Source organism: Micromonospora sp. LHW51205, assembly GCF_003315815.1.
Classification (GTDB): Bacteria; Actinomycetota; Actinomycetes; order Mycobacteriales; family Micromonosporaceae; genus Micromonospora; species Micromonospora chalcea.
The window spans coordinates 766,983-791,994 of the sequence record NZ_QMEZ01000002.1; the positions used below are offsets into that span (position 1 = coordinate 766,983).

The following is a 25,012-nucleotide window of genomic DNA, read 5'->3' on the forward strand; positions in this document are numbered from 1 at the left end:
CATGTCACTCTCTCACCCGCTGGCGAACCGATGGTGGCAAGATCGCGGGCGTGACGAGTGTGTCCCGCCCGCTGCCACGGCTCGTGGGGCCGGAGGCGTTCGCGGACGTCCCCGCCGACCGGCTCCTGGCGGTGCTGGAGGCGGTCACGATGGTCCTCACGCTCCCCCACCGCGCCGCCGAGCGGGTGGACGCGCTGGTGGTGGCCACCGGCCAGGGCGAGGACTGGCGTCTCACCGACGCGATCCGCGCCTGGGAGACCGGCCCGGCGCTGCGGCACCTGCTGGTGGCGAACACCGACTCGGCCGAGCGGACGTACCGCCCGCTCACACTGGACCGGCTGCGCGGACTCGGTCTGCGCCGGGTCGACGGGGTCGTGCTCCAGGCCGAGCCGGTCACCGGCACCGGCCGGCAGGCCACCTGGGTCGTGGAGCAGGTACGGGCGCTGGGCATCGGCAGCGTCGCGCTCGTCGTCTCGCCGTACCACCTGGTTCGGGTCTATCTCACAGTGCTGCGGGCCTGCGACGGCGCCGGCCTGCGGATCCCGATGGTCCCGCTACCAGTGGCTGTCGCACCGGACGCCCCGGTGCCGGAGACCGGCGCGGCCGGATACGACCTGGTGGCCGGCGAGGTCAGCCGGCTGCTCCGCTATCCCGGCCAGGGGTGGATCGCCACCCCGGAACGGCTACGCGACTACCTGCGCTGGCTCTGGTCCGAGCACCACCCTCTGCTCACCGGCGCCTGAAGGTTCCCCGGCGGGCTACGCGTCGGGGATCCGGACGGTGAGCACCCGGGTGAGGACGCGGAAACCGGCCGCGTCGTACATCCTGCGGGCCGGGTTGCCGTCGACCACCGACAGGCCGACGGACGGCAGTCCCGCCTCCCGCGCGCCGCGCAGCGCGTGGACGAGCAGCGCCCGCCCGAATCCGCGCCGCTGCGCCCGGGGCGCGACACCGAGGTTGAGGATCCAGACGCAGTCGTCGTCGGTCCACGGCACCGGTCCGGCGCACAGCACGTGCCCGGCGCTGCGGCCGTCCGGGTCGATCAGCCGGGCCGAGGCGGGCACCAGGGGCGGCACCGGCTCACCGGTGTCGAACATCGCCCGCACCTGTTCGGTGTCGCTGGGCTGCCAGCGGCCGTCCGGGTGGTCCGGGCCGTACGCCGCGTCCAGCCCTGCGGCGAGGTCGTCGTCCCAGCCGGGGGCGCCGAGCGACCAGCCGTCCGGCAGCGCCACCGGCGCGGGCACGTCGGTCAGGTCGTGCCGCATGTCGGTGGCGGCCCGGCTCAGCTTCAGCCCGTCGGCCACCAGCGCCGCCGCCAGCGCCTCGTCCGGCGTCTCCAGTCGATGCCCGGCGAGGTCACGCCGCACCTGCGCGACGAGCCGGGTGAGCGGCGCCCCGGCCAGCGGCCTCACGCCGGCCGCGACCCGCGTGCCGTCGTCGTCCCGCAGCCGCATCCGGGCCAGCGGCACGTCGTCGGCATCGAACAGCAGCGAGTGGTCAGGGGCGTCAGGGTGCGGTCGTACCGGCATTCGCGGCAGCGTACCCGGCGCGCCCCGCCCCCGCTTCCCCGCCGATCTTGGAGTTGTGGCGCCTGAATCGCCCTACTCGGTGGCATTCGTCAACCGCCACAACTCCAAGATCGACTAGTGCGCCCGCGGGCGGCCAGGGCGCGGGCCTAGGGTTGGGGGGTGAGCAGGGTCGATCGGGGTAGCAGGACGATCGGGGCCGCGCCGGCAGCGGTGTACGGGGCGCTCGTGGATCGGGCGGCCCTGGAGGCTTGGTTGCCGCCGGACGGGATGCGCGGGCGGATCGAGCGGTGGGATCCTCGGCCCGGTGGCGGGTTCCGGATGGTGCTCACCTATCTCGATCCGGCGGGCAGCCCGGGCAAGACGTCGGACGCCACCGACGTGGTCGACGTCGGGTTCGCCGAACTCGTACCGGCGCGCCGGGTCGTGCAGACCGCCGTGTTCCAGGCCGACGACCCCGCGTACGCGGGCACCATGACCATGACCTGGCACCTCGCAGCGGCCGGCGACGGCACCGAGGTGACGGTCACGGCCACCGGCGTACCACCGGGCATCGACCAGGCGGTGCACGAGGAGGGCATCGCGTCGTCGCTGGCGCACCTGGCCGCGTACCTCGAACCGGGCGGCTGACCTCGGCGGACGCCGGGATTGGCGGCGGTTTTTGCGGGTAGCCGCCGGCGGTGACCGGGCAGCGGGAGGGGCGCGACGGCCGGCGGGGGTCGTCGCGGCGCGCCGGCCTGGACGCGGAACGGTTCGACGAGGCGTGGGAGCGCGTGAACGAGCGCGGCCGGGCCGCCGGGCGGGACCGGATGCAGCAGCTGCGGGTCAAGTCCGTACTCGCCGTGCAGGCCGGTCTGGCGGCGGCGCTGGCCTGGGCCGTCGCGCGCTGGATCACCGGCATGCCGAGCCCGATCTTCGCCCCGGCGGCCGCGGTCGCGGTGATCACCTCGTCGTTCGGACGCCGACTCTCCAACACCGTCGAGCTGCTCGCCGGGGTGACGCTCGGCATCATCGTGTCGGACCTGCTGATCGGCGCCGTCGGCGCCGGGGTGTGGCAGACCGGCGTGATCGTCGCGGCGTCCGTCCTGGTCGCGCTGGCATTGAGTACGCGGGGCGGGATCGTGGGCAACGCCAGCGGTACGGCGGTGCTGCTCGGCGCGCTCTCCTCGTCCCGGCACACGCTGGAGTTCCCCCGCTTCGTGGACGCGCTGATCGGCGGCGGCGTGGGCCTGGTGGTGACGCTGCTGCTGGTGCCGATCAACCCGCTGCGGGTCATGCGGCGGGTGGCCGCGCCGACGTTGCGCCAACTCGCCGACCAGCTCGCGGCGACCGCCACCGCGCTGCGGCGGCGCGACCACGAGCTGGCCGACCGGGCGCTGAGCCGGTCGCAGGCGATCGGCACGGACCTGGGCCGGTTCTGGGACATCTTCGGCGGCGCGAAGGAAACCGTCGACCTCGCCCCGGCCCGGTGGCCGAGGCGGCGATCCGTTCAGCATTACCAGCTCGGCGCGCCGGACGTGGACCAGGCGGTCTGGAACACCCGCGTGCTGGCCCGGCGGGCCGTGGTGCTGATCGAGGACGGGGAGCCGATCCCGGAGAGCCTGCCGGACGCCGTGGAGGCGCTCGGCGCGGCGGTGCACGCCGTACAGGAGGAGGTTCTCGCGGACCAGGGTCCGGAGGACGCCCGCCGGCACGCGCTGAACGCGGTGGCGGCCGCGACGCGCGCGGAGCTGGCCGGGACCGGGCTGTCCGGCACGGTGATCGTGGGGCAGGTCCGGACCGCCGCGAGCGACATCCTCCAGGCGACCGGGATGGACCGGGCGGAGGCGCTGCGGCGCATCCGGGAGGTGGCCGCCGCGCAGTCGTGACCCGGTCAGTCGTCCCCGCGGACGCGGGCGTGCAGGTGCATGTCGTGCCGTCCGTCGTCGTGCACGGCCGCGCTGCGCTTGGTGCCCTCCAGCCGGAACCCGGCCTTGACCGCCACCCGGCACGACGCGACGTTGCCGGTGGAGTGGTCCAGCCAGAGCCGGTGCAGCCGGCCGTCCGCGAGCGCCCACGCGCTCAGCGCCCGCAGCGCGCCGGAGGCCACGCCGGTGCCGCGGGCGGCCGGAACCACCCAGTACGCGCACGCGGCTTCGCCGTCGTCGAGGTTGACGCCGCCCAACGTCATGCGCCCCACCACCTCGTCGCCCCGGGTCACCGCCCAGCTCGCGCCCGTCTCCTCCTGCCACGATCGACGGGAGTGGGCGAACCACTGGAGGACCTGCTCCGGCGACGCGGGCCGGCGGGTGTGCCAGCGGCGGATCTCCGGATCCTGGTACGCGGCCAGGACGGTCGGCGCGTCCCCGTCCGCCCAGGGGCGCAGGACCAGGCCGCCCTCGGCGGGCAACGTCGGTTGCGGGCCGGCGGCCAACGTACCGGCGGGAACGGCGGGCGGTGTGGACACCTGAAAGCGCATGCCCGACTCTCCCCCGCCGACCACCCCACATGTCAATCGGGTTCAGATCGGCACGTGCGAGGGTCCACGCGTCACGTGGCCGCTCGGCTAGGGTGCGCTGGTGGCAGTGACGGCAGCGGGCGTCTTCCGGCGTACGCCGCGGGAACGGGCCGACCAACGACTCGCCTGGGAGCGCGCCGACCAGGCGTTCTTCGCGGCCGGGGCCTGCCACATCCTGGCCTGGGTGTGCCGGGACACCTACCCGGACCGGCCGATCGGTCTCGCGGGGTTGCGGTTCGCGGGCGAGCGCCAGGTCTTCCACGTGTACGCGACCTGGGCGGACTGGGCGTTCGACCACGCCGGATGGAACCGGGAGGCGGACCTGCTCGCCGCCAACCGGGAGTTCGAACGGCGTCCACTGGACCGGATCGGGATCACGGGCGACCTCGCCACGTTCTGCCGGGCCCAGCATCACCGCATGCCGCACCAGTACTTCGGTGACCCGCTCCCCCGCGCCCGCGACTACGTGAACCGGCATCCCCCGCCGGTGAGCAGGTAGGCGACCCGTATCAGCGCCGGCGCCCGGCTCGCCACGAACTCGGCCAGCACCGCCCGCTCGTCCTCGTCCACCGCACCACCCTCGTCTCCTCGTTCACCAGTGACAGACGCGCGGGGACGCCGCCGCTATCCCGGAATCGGCGAGAATCCTGCTCAGGGCCCCGCCTACACTGCGCCGCGTGGACCAGGCCGCACCGCACACCGTCGCCTCGATCGCGCACGACCTGCGCACGCTCGGCGTCACCAAGGGCGACGTCCTGCTGCTGCACTCGTCGTACCGGAGTCTCGGGTTCGTCGCCGGGGGCACCCACGCGGTGGTGCTGGCGCTGCTGGAGGCGCTCGGTTCGGAGGGCACCCTCGTGGTGCCGACGCACACGCCGGACAACACGGATCCGGCCGGGTGGCGGCATCCGCCCGTACCGGAGGCGTGGTGGCCCGTCATCCGCGAGCACACCCCGGGCTTCGACCCGGCGCGCACGCCGAGCCGGTGGATAGGCGCCGTCGCCGAGACGGTACGCACCTGGCCGGGCGCCCGCCGCAGCGACCATCCGCAGGTGTCGTTCGCCGCGCTCGGCGCGCACGCCGCCGACGTCGTGGACGGACACCGCCTCGACGACGCGCTGGGCGAGGGCTCACCGCTGGGCGCGGTCTACCGGCTCGGCGGCAAGGTGCTGCTGCTCGGCTGCGAACACAGCTCCAACACCTCGCTGCACCTGGCGGAATGGCGGCAGGCGTCGCCGCCGCGGGCGGTGACGGGTTCGGCGGTACGGCTGCCGGACGGAACGAGCCGGTGGACCACGTGGACCGACGTCGTCACCGACGAGGACGACTTCGACCGGCTGGGCACCGACTTCGAGGCCACCGGCGGCGGGACGGTCGGCCGGGTCGGCAGCGCGACGGCCAGGCTGATGCGCCAACGCGCCCTGGTCGACTTCGCGACCGCGTGGATGGCCACCAACCGCACGGGCTGATCGCCGTCCCCGTCCGCCGCCCGGACTCACACGACGGACGGGGCGCTCGACTCACGCGGGGCGTTGTTCGTTCTCCTCGCCAGGAGGACGCTGGCGGATCGGCTCGGTCGTGTGACCTTCGGACGGCGGCGGCATCAACAGAGCGGTCGGGTCCGCACCCGACGGCACAGCGGGTCCACTCAACGCCGCGGGCGCGTCGGGATACGCGGAGCCGCTGTGTTCCCGCAAGTGCTCGCGGAGTTGGGAGATCATCCTGTCCACGGAGGACGGCTCCGTCACACCCTGGATACCCATCGCCTCGTTGGGCGCGATCCCCAGCCAGAGGTCGACAGCCACCCGGCCGGAGACGAGCAGTTTGATGATCTGGCGCTGCGTGTAGTGCCCGAACTGTGCACCCATGTTCGGCCCGTTGCCGATGGCTCCCGAGAAGACCCCGCCGCTGTTGCCGTCGGAGCCGGGTTTCCACTGCTCGTTGAAGACGCTCACCCGGTCCGCGGACGTCTCCATCCCGTCCACGTTGCCGAGCGCGTACTCCTTCGTGGAGTCGCGGATCGTGAACCCGGTGGCGATGTCGAGCACGCACTCGTACACCGGCAGGCGCCAGTTCGACATGTAGACGATCATGATCTTGTACGCGGAGTAGCGGAGTTTGCCGTCCCGTCCCCTGTTCCAGTGGAACGGGAGAACCGAGAACAGCTCGGGGATTCCGTAGAAGACGAGATAGGGCTGCCTGCCCTGGGAAAGCTCGGTGGGGTGGATGTTCAGCCGCCGGTAGCCCATCTGCGCGATGGCTTCCTCGGCCCCGTACAGCCAGGCGTCCATCTCCTGATCGGTCGCCCGGGGATAGGCGCGCCGGCGCGCCTCCGCATAGTTCAAGAGCCCGATGAGCCCCAGGACGACGAGCACCGCGCCGCCGACCCCACAGAGGAATCCGAGACAGATCGCCGCGTCACCGACGGCGAACATCACCAGGGCCATCAGCAGGAGTCCGCCACCGAATGCCAGCTTGACGTACTGGGCTACCGGCGTGGACGGTTCGGGCGCGAAATACTTGCCAGCTCGCTCTGCGCGTTGTTCAGGATGCATCAGATCCCCTGGTTTCGGCTGAGCCCCTGCCAGGTCGGGCACTCGACAGCAGGAACGTGGTTGATGATCTCGCGGGCGCGATCACTGCCGACGCCCGACAGCGCCGCCTGAAGGCCGCGCAGCCTGGAGCGGTCGGTCGGAATGCCACGGATTTCGTAGTAGTCCTCGATGATCAGCGCCCAGAGGGCTCGCAAATGGTTGCTCGTATAGCCGGGCTCGATCTGAATGCCGATCTGCAGCAGATTCTCCATCGCCCGGATCACCTCGTACCGGTACCCGCCGGGGCGTCGGCCGCCGAGAGCGGCCAGCACCCGGTAGTAGTAGACATCGACTTCGCGTGGATACATGTTCACGAGCGTGTTGAAGCGCTCCAGGGCCCGCGCGTACGCCCCATTGTTGAGAGCAGCGACCGCCTCGACGAATTCCGGGTCGACGCGGATCTGCTCCGGGAGCAGGTCCGCCAACGGCGGCCAGGCCTCAGCCAGCGTGGCGAGCGGGATGATCCACGAGATCCGCAGCCTCTTGTCCATGTCGGCGGTCGAAACCATGCCGACGACGCGGCCCGACGTGACGTCGACAACGGGGCCGCCGCTGTATCCGCGCTGGATCTGGCCGTCGAATCCGGGCAGACCGTTCACCTGGATGAGCTTCCCGGTCTCATCAGGCCCGATGACCTGGACCCGGGTCCGCTGACCGCGGTCGTCCGCCGCCGAATACTGTTCCGGAAAGCCGAGCGCGTCGAGCGGCGTCTCCGGCCGCGGCGGCGCACTGGGCCCGAGCGGCGCCGCAGGCCAGCTCTCCGGCACGTCGACGACTGCCACGTCGGTCCCGTCGTACCGGCCCGGACTCCAGCCCGGCACCGCGTAGCGGGTGGAACAGACCTGGCCCGAGCCCCAGCCCCCCGGCGCCTCCGCCCAGCACCGGACCCGGCCCTCGACCACGTGAGCGCACGTGAGGGCCACGCCCGGCGCCACGACGAATGCGGTTCCCAGCACCTCCGACGGAGCACCATCATTCGTCGTGGCTCGGATCCGCAGCCGCCAGGGTTCAGAGGAGGTGATCATTTCGGTGCGGAGTCTTCCCGTCGCCAGACCAGTTCGACACCGAGGTTTCCTTCGTACGCGGTCTTCGCGATGACGGCGTTCATCTCAGCCGTCATCTTCACCGCGAAGGTGAGCTTGACCTCGCTCGGCCCCAGGTCCTCGCGGAACACACGCATGGCCTCCAGAGCCGCCGCGCGGACGCTCCGAAGGGACTCCTCGAAGGATCTCGGTTCGGTACGACCGCTGCGGCCCACCGGTCCGATGCCGGCGCTCTCGCCACGAATATCCAGGTCCTGGCCATCGACCTCGATGAGGACCGGATCCGCTCCATGCACCGCGAATTGCCTGGTAACTGGCACAGCACTCCTTCGACCGGAAGGAAAAGAGGTCAGCGGACAATGCAGACGACGCGACAATGCGTCGAGGATCGACCGGCAGCACACCCGCAACTTGCGAGGATCGTTCAACCGGCTTGAAATCGATCCTGGCGTTCGCGCGCTGATGCCAGGATCAGACATTCGGCCGGTTCGATTGTCAGCAACACGACTTCTGGTCGAATATCGCGCTCCACTGAGGACTTGGTCCGATGATCAAATCCGCGCCGGCGCGAGACTGGTAACCGAATGGGCGGAGTGGTGGCGTAGGACGTCGTTGACCTGGCGGGGCGGAGTTCGCATCCGCGACCGTGGGATTACGAGATCAAGATTGGCGGCATCGCACGCATCCCGTTTTCCGGTACGGTGACGCTTCACGAGTCGCGCCCTTACCGTCGTAGGCCTCGCCGTTCAGGAGGTGATGCGCGTGAGAAGGACCAGCCGCATGGTGTGGTGGCCGCTCAGCATCTTCCTGATGGCGGCACCGGCAGCCTGTACGTCCTCAAGCGGTTCGAGCCAGGGTGGGGCCAGACCACCCACGCCAACTGCGTCTCTGGGCACCGACCCCAGCGCGACCCCGTCAGCTGACGTGGGCGCCGGGCAGGAGTCGTGCACCAAATCGGTCGATACGATCACGGAACCGCCGGCGGGTTATCGGCTCGTGGGAGAGGACGTCGCGGTACCTGCCCGGCCGGTGCTTCAAGTAGCGGAATCGGGGCAACCGGACCCGGCAGCCCGGCTGTTCGCCAAGTGGGGCCTGGTCGTACGCGGCGGCGCAGTGGTCGATCTTCGGGTGGCAGCCGGCTGGGAGGACAAGGCGCGTCTCGGATGGGGCTCGTCAGTGGTGCCGGCCATGAGCGCCCACGTGCGCGCCTGCGCTCCTGTCGATGACCGACCTCAGTGGCTGGCCTTCGTCGGCGGCACCTGGGTTGCGCGGCCGGCCTGCCTACCGCTCACCATCACGTCGCGGGGGCAGACGGCGCACGTACAACTAGGTGTCGGTGTCCCCTGCGACGGAACCACGCCGCCGAGTTCGTAGGAATCCTGAGCTTGAGGCTTACTTGTCTAGGGCTCGAGCGTGGTGGGCATGCCGAAGGTGGCGACGTGACGGGCACCGATGAAGGCGTTGCTTTCTACGATCTTCCCGTTCTCGATCCGGAGTACGTCGACGACCAACGCCTCGTAGTGCCGGCTGCCGGGCCGGCGGAGATAGTTGATCAGTGCCGGGCGCCCGTTGGCCGAGGTGGGGAACGTACGCCAGTCGAGCGGTCGGCCGAGGAACTCCGCGGCCGCGTCGATCCCGACGACCGGCGGCTCGGGCGGCATCGTGATCCGTACGTCCTCGGCGAGCAGTTCCCGTATCGTCTCCGGGTCCTTCGCGTCGGCGTAGCGGCGCAGGATCTCTTCGTCCTCACTGGTGAGCTGCGGGCGGCGCCAGTCCTTCGGGTCCGACGGAGCGCGCCCCCGGAGGGTGTGGCGGGCCCGCTGGAGGAGGCTGTTGACGGCCGCTACGGCGGTGTCGAGCGCGACGGCGATCTCCTGCGGCGTCCAGCCGTGGACGTCGCGCAGCACGAAGGCCGCCCGCTGCCGCGGCGGCAGGTACATGAGCGCCGCGATCACGGCCAGCTCGACGGTCTCCCGAGCGGCGAGACCGGCCTGCGGATCGTCGGCCAGCAGGGCATCGGGATAGGGACCGAGCTCGGTGGACCACTCCAGCGGATCACCGTACGGCACCGCCCGTCGACCGGCCGCCTTGCGGCTGTCGAGGAAGACGTTCGTGGCGATCCGATACAACCAGGTACGCGCCGACGCCCGGCCCTCGAAGCGGTCGCGAGCCCGCCAGGCACGCAGGAAGGTCTCCTGCACCAGGTCGTCCGCGTCGGTGACGTTCCCGACGAGGCGGTAGCAGTGGAGGTGTAGCTCACGCCGGTGCTCGTCGAAGGCGCGCTGCAGCCAGATCGCCTGCTCGTCAGACGAGTCGGGCATGTGATTTCCCCGGGGCTGAGTGGTGCTCACAACCGTACTGACGACCGCGGACCGCATCCGTCATCGGTCACCGATGACACTCGCCGACTCGGTCGTCTGTACCTGTGACCGATCCCCACTCCACGAAGGAGACAGCCATGACGGCAACCCCCGCGTCCGGCGCCGCCGCGCCCCCGGTCGTCGACCGGGAGACCTGGCTGCGCAAGCGCGACGAACTGCTCGTACGGGAGAAGGCCCACACCCGCGAAGGAGACGCGATCGCCGCCGCTCGTCGTCAGCTACCGATGACCTTGATGCCGACGGTGACGGTGCGGGGCCCGGGCGGGGACACCCCACTGGTGGAGGTGTTCGAGGGCCGCCGGATGCTCATCGCGTACTTCCACATGTGGCACGACGGCAATCCGTACGAGGATCAGTGTGAGGGGTGCACCTTCTCGACCTGTCACATGCAGACGCTGGACTACCTGCACGCTCGGGAGGTCACCTACGCCGTCTTCTGCGAGGGTCCCTACGACGAAAGCGCCCCGTTCGCGGAGTTCATGGGCTACCGGTTCCCCTGGTATTCGGCGAAGGACTCCGACCCGGCTCTGGCCGACGGTCGTCACTTCGGGTTCATCGCGTGCTACCTGCGCGACGGCGACAAGGTCTACGAGACCTACTGGACCACCGGGCGGGGCGTGGAGGCGTTGATGACCACCTACCACGCTCTGGATCTCACGGTGTACGGCCGGCAGGAGAACTGGGAGAACTCGCCTGAAGGCTGGCCGCGGGTCACCGGGCACCCGTGGCGTCTCGACGGCCGCCCCACCGCGCAATGGTCGCGCCCCGGCGTTGCACCGCGATGACGTCCTGATCGTAGTTGAGCTGGGAAAACGGCTGGTGGGCGGGCGGGGTTCGACCCCGCCACCGAGGGAATCATGAGATCAAGATGGGCGACCCAGCGACCTGCCTGAATGGGGCTCTCACCAGCGGAAACACCTCTCGATATCTCTCACCGCTCCCCCAGCGGCGGTCGGCCTCTTGCGGACTGGGTGCGAACTGCCCGCAAGCCTCTCGTCCCGCAAGAGGCGGCTACCCATCGAGCGCCTTCTGCCCCGCCGACAGCTCCTGTCGAAGCCGTCGCACCTCATCAGGCGGGGCGTCCGGGAATCTGGGCACTGCTTCAGCGATTCCTCCACCGCCTCCTCACCGATCACCTGACTGATGGCATCCCATAGGACCCTTCGCGCCCGAGACGCTTGAGGGCCGATCAGCCACTCGTCGATGAAGCGGTCGACGGTCCCGGCGTCTGCATGGCCGCCTGCCATCCTTGAACCGATCCGGTCAATCGAGCGGGTGAGGCACTCAAGGAAGCGAGCTACCTCGATCGCCCGGTCAAGTGGGACGGTCACCGTTGATTCGTCGCGGTTCACATCCAAGGCTGCCCCTCTGGATCAAGATGCCGTCGCAGACCGTCCAGATCCTCGACGGATAGCCGCCAGTCTGCCCCCGTCCCCCGGATAGGTGCCAAGAACTGCGGTGCCCGGTTGGGGTCAAGGATGGCTGTAGGCCATCGGCATACCGACGCGCAGCGCCCTTGACGCCGGGCGGGTGGCGTAGAGGATCGGGCACCCGGGGACGGTTCACGCCCTGGTCCTCATCGTCGTCAAACCGCATTCGGCGACCTACGAGAGGCCGGGGGCAAGCAGCTCCGCTGCGCGGCAGCCGATCGCCCCAACCTCAACTGGGAGCGACGCCTACGCCGATCGTCCCGCCTCACAGCCCTTCAAGCCCTTGGTAGGCCCCGTCAGCGTGGCCGGCCGGCCAGGCCGATGCCGGCGCTTGCGCCGCCAGCAGGCCGCCTTGATCCTAAAGAGGCAATTCGGCAGTTCGCGGTGTAGAACTCTTGTCTTCCGTCGGCTGATGCGCGACACCCGTCCGCCAACTGATCGGCGACACCTACGCGCTGGTCGCGGCATGAGCGAGCGTCAGCGATGATGGCGCGACCGTTCAGATGGGGAAACGATGACGACACGACCGACTCTGTTCCTGACGGTAGGACTGCCAGGCACCGGGAAGACCACAGAAGCGCGGCGCATAGAAGTCGAGGAGCAGGCTCTTCGCCTCACGAAGGACGAGTGGGTAAAGGCCCTGTACGGCCTCGCGAACCCGCCGTCGGCCTCGGACGTGATCGAAGGACGGCTCATCGAGATTGGGCTGCGCGCCCTCAATCTCGGCATCAACGTCGTCATCGACTTCGGCCTCTGGGGTCGAGATGAGCGCTCCGCGCTACGGCAGGCAGCTGCCGACCTCGGCGCGGCGGTGGAGATGCGCTACTTCGAACTCCCACCGGCCGAGCAACGGAGACGACTCGACCAACGCCAAGCCGAAGAGCCGCACACGACGTGGCACATGTCCGACGAGGAACTCGACAGGTGGGCTGCCCTCATCAGCATCCCGACCGAAGGGGAACTCGACGGCAGTGAACCCGTCGACTGCCCGCCGGCAGAATTCGCGACGTGGGAGGACTGGCGCAGGCATCGCTGGCCTCCGTCGGTCCCCTGACACCAAGGATTCCGAACCAACCACCCATCGGCAGACCGCACGTCCCGACGCCCACTGATGTGCCCCGGTGACGAGCTGGTGTTCACATCCCCAACGGGCGAGGTGTTGCGTAACAACAACTTCCGTCGCCGGGTCTTCGACCGGGCTTCGGCGTCGATCGAGCTTGCGAACCGGACGCCGCACGAGCTGCGGCACAACGGCGGCCAGTGTCGCGGTGGCGGAGGGGCCAATGTGAAGGCGGCCATGACCTCGACGCAGTGCACCCGAGCCGTCGGCACCATGGCTGAGCTGGAGAAACGGCTTGGTGGGGCGGGCGGGGTTCGAACCCGCGACCGAGGGATTATGAGTCCCCTGCTCTAACCGGCTGAGCTACCGCCCCGTCACCGCGCCGGATCGTAACCCGCCGATCGTTTCGCGGACCACCACCGGCCGGGCGGAAAGACTACCGCGACAGCACGATGGGCTACGCGAGGATAACAACGCGCAACCCACCGGCCAACGGCTCTACGCGCGCCGCAGATCGGCGATGACGGCGCCGACCGTGCGCCAGCCGCTGGCGAGCGCGCCCTGGATGGACGGGCTGTCCCGGTGGTCCCCGGCCACGTACAGGCCGTCGCCGAGCGCGACCGGCTTGCGCAGGCGGCCCTGCGGCGGCGGGGCGGCGGGCAGCGCGTCCGGCACGGTGATGGTGGTGAGGTGGGTCCAGTCGGCGGTGGAGCGGCCGTAGAGGCGGTCCAGTTCGCGGCGGATCACCGGTTCGGGCGGGGTCTGCGGGCCGACCACCGAGGTGGCGACCAGGTGCTGGCCATCCGGGGCGTACGTGGGCGCGGCCCGGCTCACCACCACCGTGTTGGCGATCGTTTCCCGCCGGTCGCCGTCGAGCAGCAGGATCGGCTCGTCCAGTGGCGCCGTCTCGGTGCGGTGGTAGTAGGTGGTGTAGGCGTGCATGCGTACCCTCGGCAGCCCGGGCAGCAGCGTGGCCGCCGCCGGCGGGTCGGCCGCGACCACGACGGCGCGGCAGGTGATCTCGCCGGACGGGGTGCGGACGCGGCCGGGCGCGACCTCGGTGACCGGGGTGTTCAGGTCGATCAGCTCGGCGGGCAGCGGCGCGGCGAGCGCCCGGGGCAGCGCCGCCATGCCGTCGGCGGGCAGGCCGATGCGGCCCCGGGCGAAGGAGCGCATGATGACCGCGAGGACGTGGCTGGAGGTGGCCAGCTCGCGGTCGAGCAGCACGCCGGACAGGAACGGCCGGAGCAGTTCCTCGATGATCGTGTCGGAGAGCCCGGCCCGGCGCAGCGCCTTCTCGGCGCTGGTCTCGGGTGTGTTGAGCAGCCGCCCGACCGGCAGCGTCGCGTAGCCGGCGGCGAGCGCGCCGAACCGCAGCCGATCGGTCAGTGTCCCGACGCCGGCGGTGAGCGTGGCGGGCGCGCCGGCGGGCTCGCGCAGCGGGTTGACGAGTCGTTCCAGCCGGTCGCTGCGGCGCACCAGCACGCCGGGCGTGAACCAGCCCATCTCGAGGGCGCCGACGTCGACCAGGCCGGCCAGCCGTGGGTACGCGGTGTTCAGCACCTGGAAGCCGCAGTCCAGCAGGAACCCGTCGACGCGGTCGGTGGCGACCCGCCCGCCGAGCCGGTCGCTCGCCTCCAGCAGCCGCCAGGGCACGCCGGCCCGGTGCAGCCTCCGGGCGGCGGCGAGACCGGCCAGGCCGCCGCCGACGACCACCACGTCGGTGTCAGGCACGGTCCACCCCCGCGCCGGCCCGGTCGCCCTCGCGGTGCGACCGCGACAACCGGCCCGGCCACCAGACCTTCGGCCCGATGTCGTACGCGAGCGCGGGCACCAGCAGCGAGCGGACCACTATGGTGTCGAGCAGGACGCCGACGGCGACGGCCACGCCCAGCTCGACGAGCACGACGAGCGGCAGTACGGCGAGCGCGGAGAACGTGGCGGCGAGCACGATACCGGCGGAGGTGATCACGCCGCCGGTGACGGCCAGGCCGACGAGCACACCGGCGCGGGTGCCGCGGCGTACCGATTCCTCCCGGACCCGGCTCATCAGGAAGATGTTGTAGTCGATGCCGAGCGCGACCAGGAAGACGAACGCGAACAGCGGGAACGACTGGTCGACGCCGGGGAAGTCGAACACGTACTTGAACAGCAGCGCGCAGAGGCCGAGCGTGGCCAGGAACGACAGCACCACCGTGGCGATCAGCAGCACCGGGGCGACCAGGGCGCGCAGCAGCACGGCCAGGATGACCGCGATGACCAGCAGCACCACCGGGATGATCACGTTGCGGTCGCGGACGGAGGCGTCGGCGGTGTCCACGTTGATCGCGGTGAAGCCGCCGACCACGGCGTCCGCGCCGGGCACCCGGTGCACCGCCTCGCGCAGGTCGCGGATGGTCCGCTCGGCGCCGTTGCTGTCCGGCGCGTCGGCGAGCGTGACGTTGAGCTGCACCCGCCCGTCGACCACCTTGGGGGGCGCGTTCGGGTCGGGCGGCGCGTTCTCGCCGCGCTGGCCGAGTGGCAGCACCGAGGCGACTCCCGGTACGCCCTGCGCCACCTGGGCGACCTGCCGCGCGGTGTCCTGGGTGGTGAAGATGGTGGCGGGGCTGCCGGTGCCGGCCGGGAAGTGCCTGTCGATGACCTCCTGACCGGCCACCGAGTCGGTGCGCTGGGTGAACAGCTGGGACTGGCCGAGCGTGGTGGCGCCGAGCTGGGTCACCCCGATCGCGAGCACGGCGAGCGCCACGGCGGTGACGACCCAGACCGTACGGGAGCGGTGCGCCACGAAGCCGGCGATCCGCGCCCAGATGCCGTGCTCGGCGCGCGGGTCGGCCTCGTCGTGCCGGGGCCGCCGGGGCCAGAACGCCCACCTGCCGCCGAGGACCAGCAGCGCGGGCAGGAACGTGAGCATCACCAGCAGCGTGGCGGCGATGCCGACGGCGCTGACCGGGCCGAGCGCCCGGTTGGAGTTGAGACTGGACAGCAGCAGGCAGAGCAGGCTGACGATGACTGTGGCGCCGGAGGCGACGATGGCCGGCGCGGCGCCCTTCCAGGCGGTCTTCATCGCGTCCCAGGGCCGCTCGTGCCGGTGCAGTTCCTCCCGGTAGCGGGCGATGAGCAGCAGCGCGTAGTCGGTGCCGGCGCCGAACACGAGCACGGTGAGGATGCCCTGCGCCTGCCCGTTGAGCTTGACGATGTCGTGGTCGGCGAGCAGGTAGACGAAGACGGCCGCCAGCGAGTACGACATCCCGGCGGCCAGCAGCGGGAAGATCCACAGCACCGGGCTGCGGTAGACGACGAGGAGGATGACCAGGACCACGGTGAGGGTGACGAGCAGCAGCGGGCCGTCGATCGCGCCGAACACCTCGATCAGGTCGCCGAGCAGCCCGGCGGGTCCGGCGACGTCGACGGTGAGCCCGTCGCGGTCCGGGCCGGCGATGTCGCGCAGGCGTTCCACCACCGCGCGGATCTGTTCGCCCTCGCCGCTGTCGATCGGCACGATCACCTGGGCGGCCTGCCGGTCCTGGCTGACGACCGGTGGCGGCAGCGGGCCGACCACGCCCGGTACGTCGGCGAAGCGGGCCGCGTCGGCCTGGATCCGTTGCTGGTCGGCCGGGGTGAGGCCGCCGGCGCGTTCGTAGACCACGAGCGCCGGCGTGGTCTCCCGGTCGACGAATCCGGCGGCCAGATCCTGCGCGCGGGTGGCCTCGGCGTCGGCCGGCAGGAAGGAGGCGTTGTCGTTGGTGGAGACCTCGCCGAGCTTGCCCGAGTACGGCCCGGCGACGCCGCCGATGATCAGCCAGCCGAGCACCACGGCTACCGCGATCAGCGTCGCGGTCCAGCGGCTGCGTCCTGCGGCCATCTCCACCGTCCTCGAATCGACGCAACAATCGACGCAGCGGGAGTCTAGGTCGACGCCGACCATCCTGCCGGGCGACTGACGACTCGCGGGCGGAAACCGGGCAGCCGGGACACGCGAGGGGCCGGAACGGGAAACGCCCGCCGGCAGGGCCGACGGGCGTGACGTGGAGCGAAGCTCCCCCGATTGGACTCGAACCAATAACCTGCCGGTTAACAGCCGGCTGCTCTGCCAATTGAGCTACAGGGGACCGTGCACCGCTCGGATCGGATCTCTCCGCTCCGTGCGACGGGGACAAGAGTACAGGACATCGGGGGGTTGTGCGCCAGGGGGTTACCGGAGGAGGACCGGACCGGCGGACGCGCCAGGATTACGGACAAATCGTCATCTCGGCACAGGGAGGCATGAGCGGAGAGCAGGATGGGTAGTTAGCCGTCGACAGAGAACGCAGGCGCAAGATGGTCGTTCCGCCGAGCCGGCGGAAATCGGCAAGAGCGTCAGGTACGGAAGGAGCCGCCATGCGCGGAAAGATCATGTTTCTTGGCGGGCTGGCTGCGGGATTCGTCCTGGGCGCCCGTGCCGGCCGGGAGAAGTACGAGGAGCTGGTGGTCCGGGGGCGCAAGGTGCTCGACCACCCGACCGTCCAGGAGGCGGCCGGGGTCGCGCAGGCCCAGGCGACCCGGCTCTACTCCGAGGGCAAGGACAAGCTGGGGCAGACCAAGCTGGGTGAGAAGCTCGCCACCGGCAACGGTGGCAAGCCGGGCATGACCGAGGCCGACAAGCCGTTCGCGGGCACGCCGGCCGCGGTCGGCAGCCGCAGCGCCAACGGCACGGGCTCGACCAGTTCGACCAGCGCGTCCGGCTCGACCACGACCGGCACGAGCACCAAGCCGTCCACCGGCAACACGCTCTGACGCAAGCGGACAGCGGGCCGGTCACCTTCGGGTGACCGGCCCGCTCCCGTGTGCTCGGGCGCCGATGTGGCACATTCTCCGTGGGGAGGTGACCACATGCCGATGGTCGGACCGGAAACGGCGGATCAGGCGCGGCTGCTGCGCCTGCTGCGCGACGACGGCCCGCGGTCCCGGGTCGAGCTGACCGACCTCCTCGGCCTGCCGCGGGCCCGGTTCGCCGCCGAGGTGGACCGGTTGACCGCGCTGGGCCTGGTGGAGAGCGCCGGCCCGGCTGCCTCGCGGGGCGGGCGACGGTCGTCGCTGCTGCGCATCGGCGCGCAGGTCCGGTTCGGCGCGGTGCTCGTCGGCGGCGGCACGCTGCGGGTCGCGCTCACCGACGGCGAGCTGAACCCGCTGGCCCGGCACGGCGAGCCGGTGGACGTCCGGCTCGGCCCGGACGTGGTGGTCGGACGCATGGTCGAGCTGCTCGGCAAGCTGCGCGTCGAGGCGGGGCTGACGTCGCTGACCGGCGTCGGTGTCGCGCTGCCCGCGCCGGTCGAGGTCCGCGACGGCACGCCGGTCTCCCCGCCGGCCCTGCCCGGCTGGCACCGCTTCCCGGTACGCGACACGCTCGCCGCCGAGCTGGGCTGCCCGGTGCAGGTCGACAACGACGCCAACGCGATGGCCCTCGGTGAACGGCACGCCGGCACCGGCCGCCCGTTCGACGACTTTCTCGCCGTCAAGCTGGGCGACGCGGTCGGCTGCGGGCTGGTGCTCGCCGGTTCGCTCTACCGGGGCGCGGCCAGCGGGGCCGGCGACATCGGCCACCTCCAGCTGAGCGAGGACGGACCGCTCTGCGGCTGCGGCAACAACGGGTGCGTCGAGGCGTACTGCGGGGATGCCGCGCTGGTGCGGGAGGCGGTGACGGCCGCGCGGGCCGGGCGCTCGACGGTGCTCGCGGACCGGCTGGCCGCGGCCGGGACGCTGGCGGTGGCCGACGTGGCGGCGGCGGCCACCGAGGGCGACCCGGCGGCGCAGACCATCGTCCGCGACGCCGCCCGCCGGCTCGGGCAGGTGCTGGTCGGGCTGGTCAGCTTCGTCAACCCGGCCATCGTCATCATCGGGGGCGCGCCGGCCGGGATCGGGCCGGTCCTGCTCGCCGAGATCCGGGGCGTGGTCTACCGGCGCTCCACGCCGCTGGCCACCGGCAGCCTGCCGATCGTCCTGTCCGACCTCGGCGACACCGCCGCCCTGATCGGCGCGGCCCACCTGGTCAGCACCCAGACCTACGCCGCCCGCTGACCCCCACCCCCGCCCTCACCTCACCTCACCCCGTCGATCTTGCACTTGCGGCCCTCCCGAAACGGGCATAAGCGGCATCACGTGGGCCGCAAGTGCAAGATCGCGAGCGCAGGAGGAGGGTCAGTCGCGGCTGCTGAAGGCAGCGTCGAAGGCGGCGCTCGGGGCGTCGAAGGCCAGGCGGCGGACGAACTGGAGCGCCTCCGGCGCGCCGACCAGGCGGTCCATGCCGGCGTCCTCCCACTCGACCGAGATCGGGCCGTCGTAGCCGATCGCGTTCAGCGCCCGGAAGCAGTCCTCCCACGGCACGTCACCGTGGCCGGTGGAGACGAAGTCCCAGCCGCGCCGCAGGTCGGCCCAGGGCAGGTGGGAGGAGAGCCGGCCGCGCCGGCCGTCCCCGGTACGGACCTTCGCGTCCTTGCAGTCGACGTGGTAGATCCGGTCGGCGAAGTCGAAGATGAAGTTCACCGGGTCCAGCTCCTGCCAGACGAAGTGCGACGGGTCCCAGTTGAGCCCGAACGCCTCCCGGTGCCCGATCGCCTCCAGCGTGCGCTTGGTGGTCCAGTAGTCGTACGCGATCTCGCTGGGGTGCACCTCGTGCGCGAACCGCACGCCCACCTCGTCGAACACGTCCAGGATCGGGTTCCACCTGTCGGCGAAGTCCTGGTAGCCACGCTCGATCATGGCCGGTGGCACCGGCGGGAACATGGCCACCGTGTGCCAGATGGACGAGCCGGTGAAGCCGACGACGGTGCGTACGCCGAGTTTCGCCGCCGCCCGCGCGGTGTCCTTGATCTCCTCGGCGGCCCGCTGCCGCACCCCTTCCGGCTCGCCGTCGCCCCAGATCCGGGCCGGCAGGATGTCCTGGTGCCGCTCGTCGATCGGGTGGTCGCAGACGGCCTGCCCGACCAGGTGGTTGGAGATGGCGAACACCTGAAGGTTGTGCTTGGCCAGGGTGGCCCGCTTGCGCTCGACGTACGAGTCGTCGGCGAGCGCCTTGTCCACCTCGAAGTGGTCGCCCCAGCAGGCGATCTCCAGCCCGTCGTAGCCCCACTCGGCGGCGAGCCGGCAGACCTCGTCGAACGGCAGATCGGCCCACTGGCCGGTGAAGAGCGTGATGGGTCGCGCCATTGTCCTTCTCCCCTGTGGTGATGGGGGATTCCGTCGCGGACCGGGGCGAGGACGACCGGAGGCGGCGGCCTGAGGGCACCGGTGGACGCCGGAGCGTCTGCCTCCCGGGCGGGTTGCGCCTCCCGCCGGGTCACCGGCCACCTCGCGGTCGCCGCCTCCACTCTATGGCCTACCTCAGGGCAGGGTCCAGCGCTGGTTCGCCGCGCCCGTGCACGTCCACAGGTGCACCGCCGTGCCGTCGGCCGAGTTGTTGCCGGACACGTCCAGGCACTTGCCCGACGACGGGTTGCGCAGCGTCCCGTCCGCCTGCGCCGACCAGGTCTGCGCGCCGGTGCCGTTGCACGACCACAACTGGATCTTCGTGCCGTTCGCGTTGCCGCCGCCGGAGACGTCCAGGCACTTGCCCAGCGCCTTCACCGGCCCGTTCGGCGTCACCGTCCACGTCTGCGCCGTCGAGCCGTTGCAGGTGTAGAGCTGGATCTGGGTGCCGTCGGCCGACGAGGCGTTCCGCACGTCCAGGCACTTGCCGGCCAGCCCCTTGATCGGGCCGGTGCCGCCGCTTGCGGTGCCGCGGACCAGCGTGAAGTCGTCCACGTCGAACAGGCCGGTGCCGCTGCCGGCGAACGTCAGGTGCACGGTCTGCGTACCGGACGGCACGCCGGTGAGCGCGGTGGACACGTCGGCGAACGTGGTCCAGCTGCCGGTGTTCGGCACCGCCACCTGGCCGAGCAGCGGTCCGGTCGGCGAGCCGGTCCGCACCTGGAGCGTGCCGCCGGGCCCGCCGGAGACCACCCGGGCGCGCAGCGACGTCACACCGGTCAGGTCCAGCCCCGGGTACGCGGCCCAGTCGCCCGGATCCACGTACCCCAGGGTCTGGCCGCCGTTGGCGCCGGCCTTGGGGTACGCGCTGACGCCGCTGGCCGAACCGAACGCCTCGGCCTGGACCGTGGTGTTGCCGGTCGGCGGCGGCGTCCCGCCCAGTTCCTTGATCCGGATGTTGCGGAACGACACGTCGTCGCCGGTGCCGTGGTTCTGGATGCCGACGTGCCCGGCGAGCGACCGCACCGGATCGGTGTTTGTGAAGTCGTTGATGCGTACGCCGTTGAGGAACACCTGCAGCCGTTCCCCTTCGACCAGGATCTCGTAGGTGTTCCACTCCCCCGCCGGGTTCAGCGCCGCGTCCCGGGCCGCCAGGTCGGCGGACTTGAAGCCGTAGATCGCGCCGGTGGTCCGGTCGGCGGCGTCGGTGGGGTCGATCTGGATCTCGTAGCCGTTGTCCACCGCCGAGTTCGGGTCGCTCGACGGCGGGAAGCCGACGAACACGCCCGAGTTGTCGTCACCGGCCAGCCGCCAGTCCAGCTTCAGCGAGTAGTTGGTGAACTGCTTCGCGCTGTACCAGTACAGGCCCATGCCGCCGACCGAGGTGAGCGTGGCGTCGGTGTTGGTGAAGCTGCCCGGCCCGGCCTGCGACCAGCCGGTGGTGCCGCCGTTGTAGAGCGCGGTGTAGCCGGTTTCCGGCCGGCAGTCGGCCTTCGTGCGCCCGGCCGCGTAGCGGATGCCGCCGAGCAGATGGTTGCGGAACGCCGCGTCGGCGTAGGAGGCCTGGGTGTGGCCGCCGCCGGTGTAGAAGGACCGGCCACCGCTGTACGTCTTGCACCAGGCGTGCGGGTGGTCGCCGCCCATCGAGCCGCCCGAGTACGAGGACTCGTCGAGGCTGGCCAGGACGTGCGCGGTGGAGCGGGCGTTGGAGCGGTAGTCGTACCACTCGTCGGTGCGGTTCCACTGCTGCGGCAGGTGCGCGGTGGCCGCGTGCGCCCGGTCCTCCACCTTGACGGTGGCCGGCTGGATGGCCGGGTGGGACGCGAACCACGCGCCGACGAGGTTGCCGTAGAACGGCCAGTCGTACTCGGTGTCGGCGGCGGAGTGCACGCCGACGTACCCGCCCCCGGCGCCGATGTACGCCTCGAACGCCGACTGCTGGCTGGCGTTCAGGACGTCCCCGGTGGTGTTGAGGAAGATCACCGCCTCGAAACGGGCCAGGTTGGCGGTGGTGAACTGGGCGGCGTCCTCGGTCGCGGTGACCGTGAAGTTGTTCGCCGCGCCAAGCTCCCGCACGGCCTGCGTGCCGACCGCGATGGAGTCGTGGCGGAAGCCGGCGGTCTTGGAGAAGACGAGCACGTCGTAGGGGGCGTCGGCGGCGCTCGCCGGGGCGGCGGCGCTGGTGGCGGCCACGGCGGTCACCGCGACCAGCGCGATACGGAGGAGTCTCATCGGCGTTCTTCCTTCCCACCTCACGGCAGCGTCCACTTCTGGTTGGCCGCACCCGTGCAGGTCCACAGGTGCACCGCCGTGCCGTCGGCCGAGTTGTTGCCGGACACGTCCAGGCACTTGCCCGACTGCGGGTTGCGCAGCGTCCCGTCGGCCTGCGCCGACCAGTTCTGCGCGCCGGTGCCGTTGCACGCGTAGAGCTGGATCTTCGTGCCGTCCGCGCTGGCCCCGCCGGACACGTCCAGGCACTTGCCGAGCGCCTTCACCGTGGCGTTCGGCGTCACGGTCCACGACTGCGCCGTCGTGCCGTTGCAGGTGTAGAGCTGGATCTGGGTGCCGTCGGCGGTGGCGGCGTTGCGCACGTCCAGGCACTTGCCGGCCAGGCCCTTCACCGGGCCGGTGCGCACGGCCGACGTGGTGAGCGTGAACGCGTCCAGGTCGTAGAGCGCCCCGGTGCCACCGGCGAACGTCAGATAGAGCGTGGTGGTGCCGGCCGGCGGATTGGCGATCGTGCCGGTGACTGTGGTGAACGTGTCCCAGGCGCCGGTGACCGGGACGGTGGCCGAGCCGAGCACGGCGCCGGTGGCCGAGCCGGCCCGTACCTGGAGCGTGCCGCCGGCCCCGGCGGACGACACCCGGGCGGTGAACCCGGTGGCGTCGGCGAGCAGGTACGGCTGGAACGCGATCCAGTCTCCGTTGTGGATGTCGCCGACGGTCTTGCCGCCCTCGGCGGTGGCCTTGTCGAACGTGTTGATCCCGGACGAGGTCTTGAAGTGCTCGGCCTGCCGGTGCCGGGGCTGGAGTGTGTGCTGGGTGTGCGTGGTGAGGCCGCCGGAGTCGGTGTACTCGGCGTCGAAGACCGCGAAGATGTTCGCCGCGTCGTCGTGCTCACCGTCGACGGGTACGGCGATCGAGCCGGTGCAGCCGGTCGCCGAGGTGATCTGGTGGCCGTGCTGGTCGTGGCCGAGCACGTAGGTCATCTTGACCTTCGTGCAGTCGATGGTCGCGTCCTCCGGGTCGGTGACGGTGATCCGGAACGGCACGGTGTCGCCGAAGGAGAACAGCTTGCCGTTGCCGGGTGTCTCGATGACCACAGTCGGGGCGGTGTTGCCGACGGTGATCGTCACGCTGGCGGTGCCGGTGGCGCCCTGCGGGTCGCGCACCGTGAGCGTGGCGGTGTACCTGCCGTTGGCGGTGTAGGTGTGCGAGGGGTTCGCCGCGGTGGAGGTGCCGCCGTCGCCGAACGTCCAGGCGTACGTGAGCGCGCCGCCCTCCGGGTCGGACGAGCCGGCCGAGGAGAAGGCCACCGCGAGCGGCGCGGCGCCGGAGGTCCGGTCGGCGGCGGCGCGGGCCACCGGGGCGCGGTTGGCGCCGCCCAGGTAGTCGAAGCGGTACAGCGCCGAGTTGGCGTCGCCGTTGAAGTAGCCGGTGCCGTAGTCGAGCACGTAGTACGCCCCGTCCGGGCCGAACGCGGAGTCCATCACCTGCTTGCCGGTCCACGGGAAGCTGTCGATGGTGCCGGGTGAGCCGTCCGCGTTGACGTGGATCGGCTTGATCCAGCCCCGGCCGAACTCGGTGGCGAAGAACTGCCCGTCGAACGACTGCGGGAACTTGGTGGTGGACGGGTTCGCCGCGTCGTACCGGTAGACCGGACCGCCCATCGGCGACTCGGAGCCGCCGCCGAACTCGGGCGGGCTGCCCGCGTCACCGGCGTAGCGGATCCAGGACGGCTTCGCCGCCGGCAGCGTGGTCAGGCCGGTGTTGCGGAACGAGTTGTTCGTCGGCCCGCCCGTGCAGTTGTACTTCGGTCCGGCGGTGCCGGTGGCGAAGTCCCACTCGGCGTACGTCTCGGCGGCCGTGTTGGTGCCGGTGCAGTACGGCCAGCCGTAGTTGCCGGGCCCGGTGACCCGGTTGAACTCGACCTGCCCGGACGGGCCGCGGGCGGTGGTGGTGCCGGCGTCCGGCCCGTAGTCGCCCACGTAGACGACGCCGGTGGCCTTGTCGACGCTGATCCGGAACGGGTTGCGGAAGCCCATCGCGTAGATCTCCGGGCGGGTCCGCGCGGTGCCGGGCGCGAAGAGGTTGCCGGCCGGGATCGAGTACGTGCCGTTGGCGTTCACCTTGATCCGCAGGATCTTGCCCCGCAGGTCGTTGGTGTTGCCGGCGCTGCGCTGCGCGTCGTACCCGGGGTTGCGGTTGGTGCGCTCGTCGATCGGCGCGTATCCGGCCGAGTCGAACGGGTTGGTGTCGTCGCCGGTGGACAGGTAGAGGTTGCCGGCGGCGTCGAAGTCGATGTCACCGCCGACGTGGCAGCACAGCCCCCGGTCGGCCGGTACGTCGAGCACGTCGACCTTGCTGGCCTGGTTGAGCGTGAAGTCGGCGTTGAGCGTGAACCGGGACAGCCGGTTGACGCCCTGCCAGGCGGAGAAGTCGGTGCCGGTGGCGGGCGCGTCGCCGGCGGGGGTGGACAGCGGCGGCGCGTAGTAGAGGTAGATGTGCCGGTTGGAGGCGAAGCCGGGGTCGACACCGACGCCCTGCAGCCCCTCCTCGTCGTGGGTGTAGACCGGCAGCGTGCCGATGACTGTGGTGACGCCGGCCGCGTCGGTGCGGCGCAGCGTGCCGTTGCGGGCGGTGTGCAGGACCGACCGGTCGGGCAGCACCGCCAGGGACATCGGTTCGCCGGTCTCGGCGACGCCGCGGGCGAGTTCGACCTGCTGGAAGTCGCTCGCCGTGATCGGGTGGGCGGACGCCGGGACGGGCGCCGCGGCCGCTGTGACGGTGCCGGCGGTGGCCGCGAGCAGCAGCGCTGCGGCAGCGGCGAACGGTCGTCGGGCACGGGGGTGGTGGTGGCTGGACATGCTGTGCTGTCCCTTCCTGACGCGCGCAGCCAGGACCGGGCGCGCGTCGCGCCGGATGCCGAGCGGGGGATGCTGCGCCTCGGCGAGGCGGGCGGTACGGGGGCGGATCGCCTCGTCGGGTCAGCTAGGTACTGTGCACGACATTAAAACCTTTCGATCAGCCTGTCCATAGC

Annotated in this window: 20 protein-coding genes and 2 tRNA genes; 9 read left to right on the forward strand and 13 right to left on the reverse strand. The window is 71.3% G+C overall.

What is annotated here, in order from left to right:
• Window positions 1-50: 50 nt before the first annotated feature.
• Entirely contained in the window at window positions 51-743 is a 693-nt protein-coding gene (locus tag DQE82_RS11535; protein ID WP_370446789.1) for a hypothetical protein, read from the forward strand.
• A 15-nt stretch (window positions 744-758) separates the two neighbouring features.
• Here the strand turns inward: DQE82_RS11535 and DQE82_RS11540 are convergent, their stop codons facing one another.
• Window positions 759-1,529, reverse strand: a complete 771-nt coding sequence (locus DQE82_RS11540; protein WP_113972641.1) for a GNAT family N-acetyltransferase — start codon at window positions 1,527-1,529, stop codon at window positions 759-761.
• Between the two features lie 159 nt (window positions 1,530-1,688).
• Here DQE82_RS11540 and DQE82_RS11545 point away from each other — a divergent pair, with 159 nt between their 5' ends.
• Complete coding sequence (locus DQE82_RS11545) at window positions 1,689-2,156, forward strand: SRPBCC family protein (RefSeq protein WP_043329119.1); 468 nt, start codon at window positions 1,689-1,691, stop codon at window positions 2,154-2,156.
• 50 nt (window positions 2,157-2,206) lie between these two features.
• Window positions 2,207-3,394 carry an aromatic acid exporter family protein gene (locus DQE82_RS11550; RefSeq protein ID WP_113972642.1) on the forward strand — a complete coding sequence of 396 codons (1,188 nt, stop codon included), beginning with the start codon at window positions 2,207-2,209 and terminating at the stop codon, window positions 3,392-3,394.
• A 5-nt stretch (window positions 3,395-3,399) separates the two neighbouring features.
• Here DQE82_RS11550 and DQE82_RS11555 read toward each other — a convergent pair whose 3' ends face one another.
• Window positions 3,400-3,984, reverse strand: a complete 585-nt coding sequence (locus tag DQE82_RS11555) for a GNAT family N-acetyltransferase (RefSeq protein ID WP_043329118.1) — start codon at window positions 3,982-3,984, stop codon at window positions 3,400-3,402.
• A gap of 100 nt (window positions 3,985-4,084) precedes the next feature.
• On the opposite strand from DQE82_RS11555, the gene DQE82_RS11560 reads away from it, so the two are divergent.
• Together DQE82_RS11560 and DQE82_RS11570 are read left to right on the forward strand one after the other, a co-directional pair.
• Window positions 4,085-4,522, forward strand: coding sequence for a hypothetical protein (locus DQE82_RS11560; protein WP_113972643.1), 438 nt, complete (start codon window positions 4,085-4,087; stop codon window positions 4,520-4,522).
• 178 nt (window positions 4,523-4,700) lie between these two features.
• Window positions 4,701-5,492, forward strand: a complete 792-nt coding sequence (locus DQE82_RS11570) for an aminoglycoside N(3)-acetyltransferase (protein ID WP_113972644.1) — start codon at window positions 4,701-4,703, stop codon at window positions 5,490-5,492.
• A gap of 51 nt (window positions 5,493-5,543) precedes the next feature.
• On the opposite strand, the gene DQE82_RS11575 is transcribed toward DQE82_RS11570, so the two are convergent.
• The 4 genes from DQE82_RS11575 to DQE82_RS11600 all read right to left on the reverse strand — a co-directional run bounded on the left by DQE82_RS11575 (window position 5,544) and on the right by DQE82_RS11600 (window position 9,981).
• Window positions 5,544-6,578 carry a hypothetical protein gene (locus DQE82_RS11575; protein WP_147265137.1) on the reverse strand — a complete coding sequence of 345 codons (1,035 nt, stop codon included), beginning with the start codon at window positions 6,576-6,578 and terminating at the stop codon, window positions 5,544-5,546.
• Window positions 6,578-7,642 (reverse strand): serine protease, encoded by a 1,065-nt coding sequence (locus DQE82_RS11580; RefSeq protein ID WP_113972646.1) that lies wholly within the window; start codon window positions 7,640-7,642, stop codon window positions 6,578-6,580. Before DQE82_RS11580 ends, DQE82_RS11575 begins: the two co-directional genes overlap by 1 nt.
• Entirely contained in the window at window positions 7,639-7,980 is a 342-nt protein-coding gene (locus DQE82_RS11585) for a CU044_2847 family protein (protein WP_069088884.1), read from the reverse strand. The genes DQE82_RS11580 and DQE82_RS11585 overlap by 4 nt, the downstream gene beginning before the upstream one ends.
• Window positions 7,981-9,060: 1,080 nt before the next feature.
• The gene (locus tag DQE82_RS11600; RefSeq protein ID WP_113972648.1) at window positions 9,061-9,981 is read right to left on the reverse strand and encodes an RNA polymerase subunit sigma-70; all 921 of its coding nucleotides are present in this window, start codon (window positions 9,979-9,981) and stop codon (window positions 9,061-9,063) included.
• A gap of 137 nt (window positions 9,982-10,118) precedes the next feature.
• On the opposite strand from DQE82_RS11600, the gene DQE82_RS11605 reads away from it, so the two are divergent.
• Together DQE82_RS11605 and DQE82_RS11615 are read left to right on the forward strand one after the other, a co-directional pair.
• The gene (locus tag DQE82_RS11605) at window positions 10,119-10,826 is read left to right on the forward strand and encodes a DUF899 family protein (protein ID WP_113972649.1); all 708 of its coding nucleotides are present in this window, start codon (window positions 10,119-10,121) and stop codon (window positions 10,824-10,826) included.
• A 1,159-nt stretch (window positions 10,827-11,985) separates the two neighbouring features.
• Window positions 11,986-12,525 (forward strand): ATP-binding protein, encoded by a 540-nt coding sequence (locus DQE82_RS11615; RefSeq protein ID WP_069088881.1) that lies wholly within the window; start codon window positions 11,986-11,988, stop codon window positions 12,523-12,525.
• 302 nt (window positions 12,526-12,827) lie between these two features.
• On the opposite strand, the gene DQE82_RS11620 is transcribed toward DQE82_RS11615, so the two are convergent.
• The 4 genes from DQE82_RS11620 to DQE82_RS11635 all read right to left on the reverse strand — a co-directional run bounded on the left by DQE82_RS11620 (window position 12,828) and on the right by DQE82_RS11635 (window position 16,640).
• Window positions 12,828-12,904: transfer RNA gene (locus DQE82_RS11620), tRNA-Ile, on the reverse strand.
• A 125-nt stretch (window positions 12,905-13,029) separates the two neighbouring features.
• A complete protein-coding gene (locus DQE82_RS11625) occupies window positions 13,030-14,265 on the reverse strand; it encodes an FAD-dependent oxidoreductase (RefSeq protein ID WP_113972650.1) in 1,236 nt (411 codons plus the stop codon).
• A complete protein-coding gene (locus tag DQE82_RS11630; RefSeq protein ID WP_113972651.1) occupies window positions 14,258-16,393 on the reverse strand; it encodes an MMPL family transporter in 2,136 nt (711 codons plus the stop codon). Before DQE82_RS11630 ends, DQE82_RS11625 begins: the two co-directional genes overlap by 8 nt.
• Window positions 16,394-16,567: 174 nt before the next feature.
• A tRNA-Asn gene (locus DQE82_RS11635) sits at window positions 16,568-16,640 on the reverse strand.
• A gap of 268 nt (window positions 16,641-16,908) precedes the next feature.
• Here DQE82_RS11635 and DQE82_RS11640 point away from each other — a divergent pair.
• Entirely contained in the window at window positions 16,909-17,304 is a 396-nt protein-coding gene (locus tag DQE82_RS11640; RefSeq protein ID WP_030503967.1) for a hypothetical protein, read from the forward strand.
• A 96-nt stretch (window positions 17,305-17,400) separates the two neighbouring features.
• Window positions 17,401-18,585, forward strand: coding sequence for an ROK family transcriptional regulator (locus DQE82_RS11645; protein WP_113972652.1), 1,185 nt, complete (start codon window positions 17,401-17,403; stop codon window positions 18,583-18,585).
• Between the two features lie 120 nt (window positions 18,586-18,705).
• Here DQE82_RS11645 and DQE82_RS11650 read toward each other — a convergent pair whose 3' ends face one another.
• The 3 genes from DQE82_RS11650 to DQE82_RS11660 all read right to left on the reverse strand — a co-directional run bounded on the left by DQE82_RS11650 (window position 18,706) and on the right by DQE82_RS11660 (window position 24,839).
• Window positions 18,706-19,713: a sugar phosphate isomerase/epimerase gene (locus DQE82_RS11650; protein WP_043329109.1), complete on the reverse strand. Its 1,008-nt coding sequence runs from the start codon at window positions 19,711-19,713 to the stop codon at window positions 18,706-18,708.
• A gap of 174 nt (window positions 19,714-19,887) precedes the next feature.
• On the reverse strand, window positions 19,888-21,984 hold the full coding sequence (locus tag DQE82_RS11655) for a ThuA domain-containing protein (protein ID WP_113972653.1): 2,097 nt from the start codon (window positions 21,982-21,984) through the stop codon (window positions 19,888-19,890).
• 20 nt (window positions 21,985-22,004) lie between these two features.
• Entirely contained in the window at window positions 22,005-24,839 is a 2,835-nt protein-coding gene (locus DQE82_RS11660) for an RICIN domain-containing protein (RefSeq protein ID WP_113972654.1), read from the reverse strand.
• Window positions 24,840-25,012: the final 173 nt, after the last annotated feature.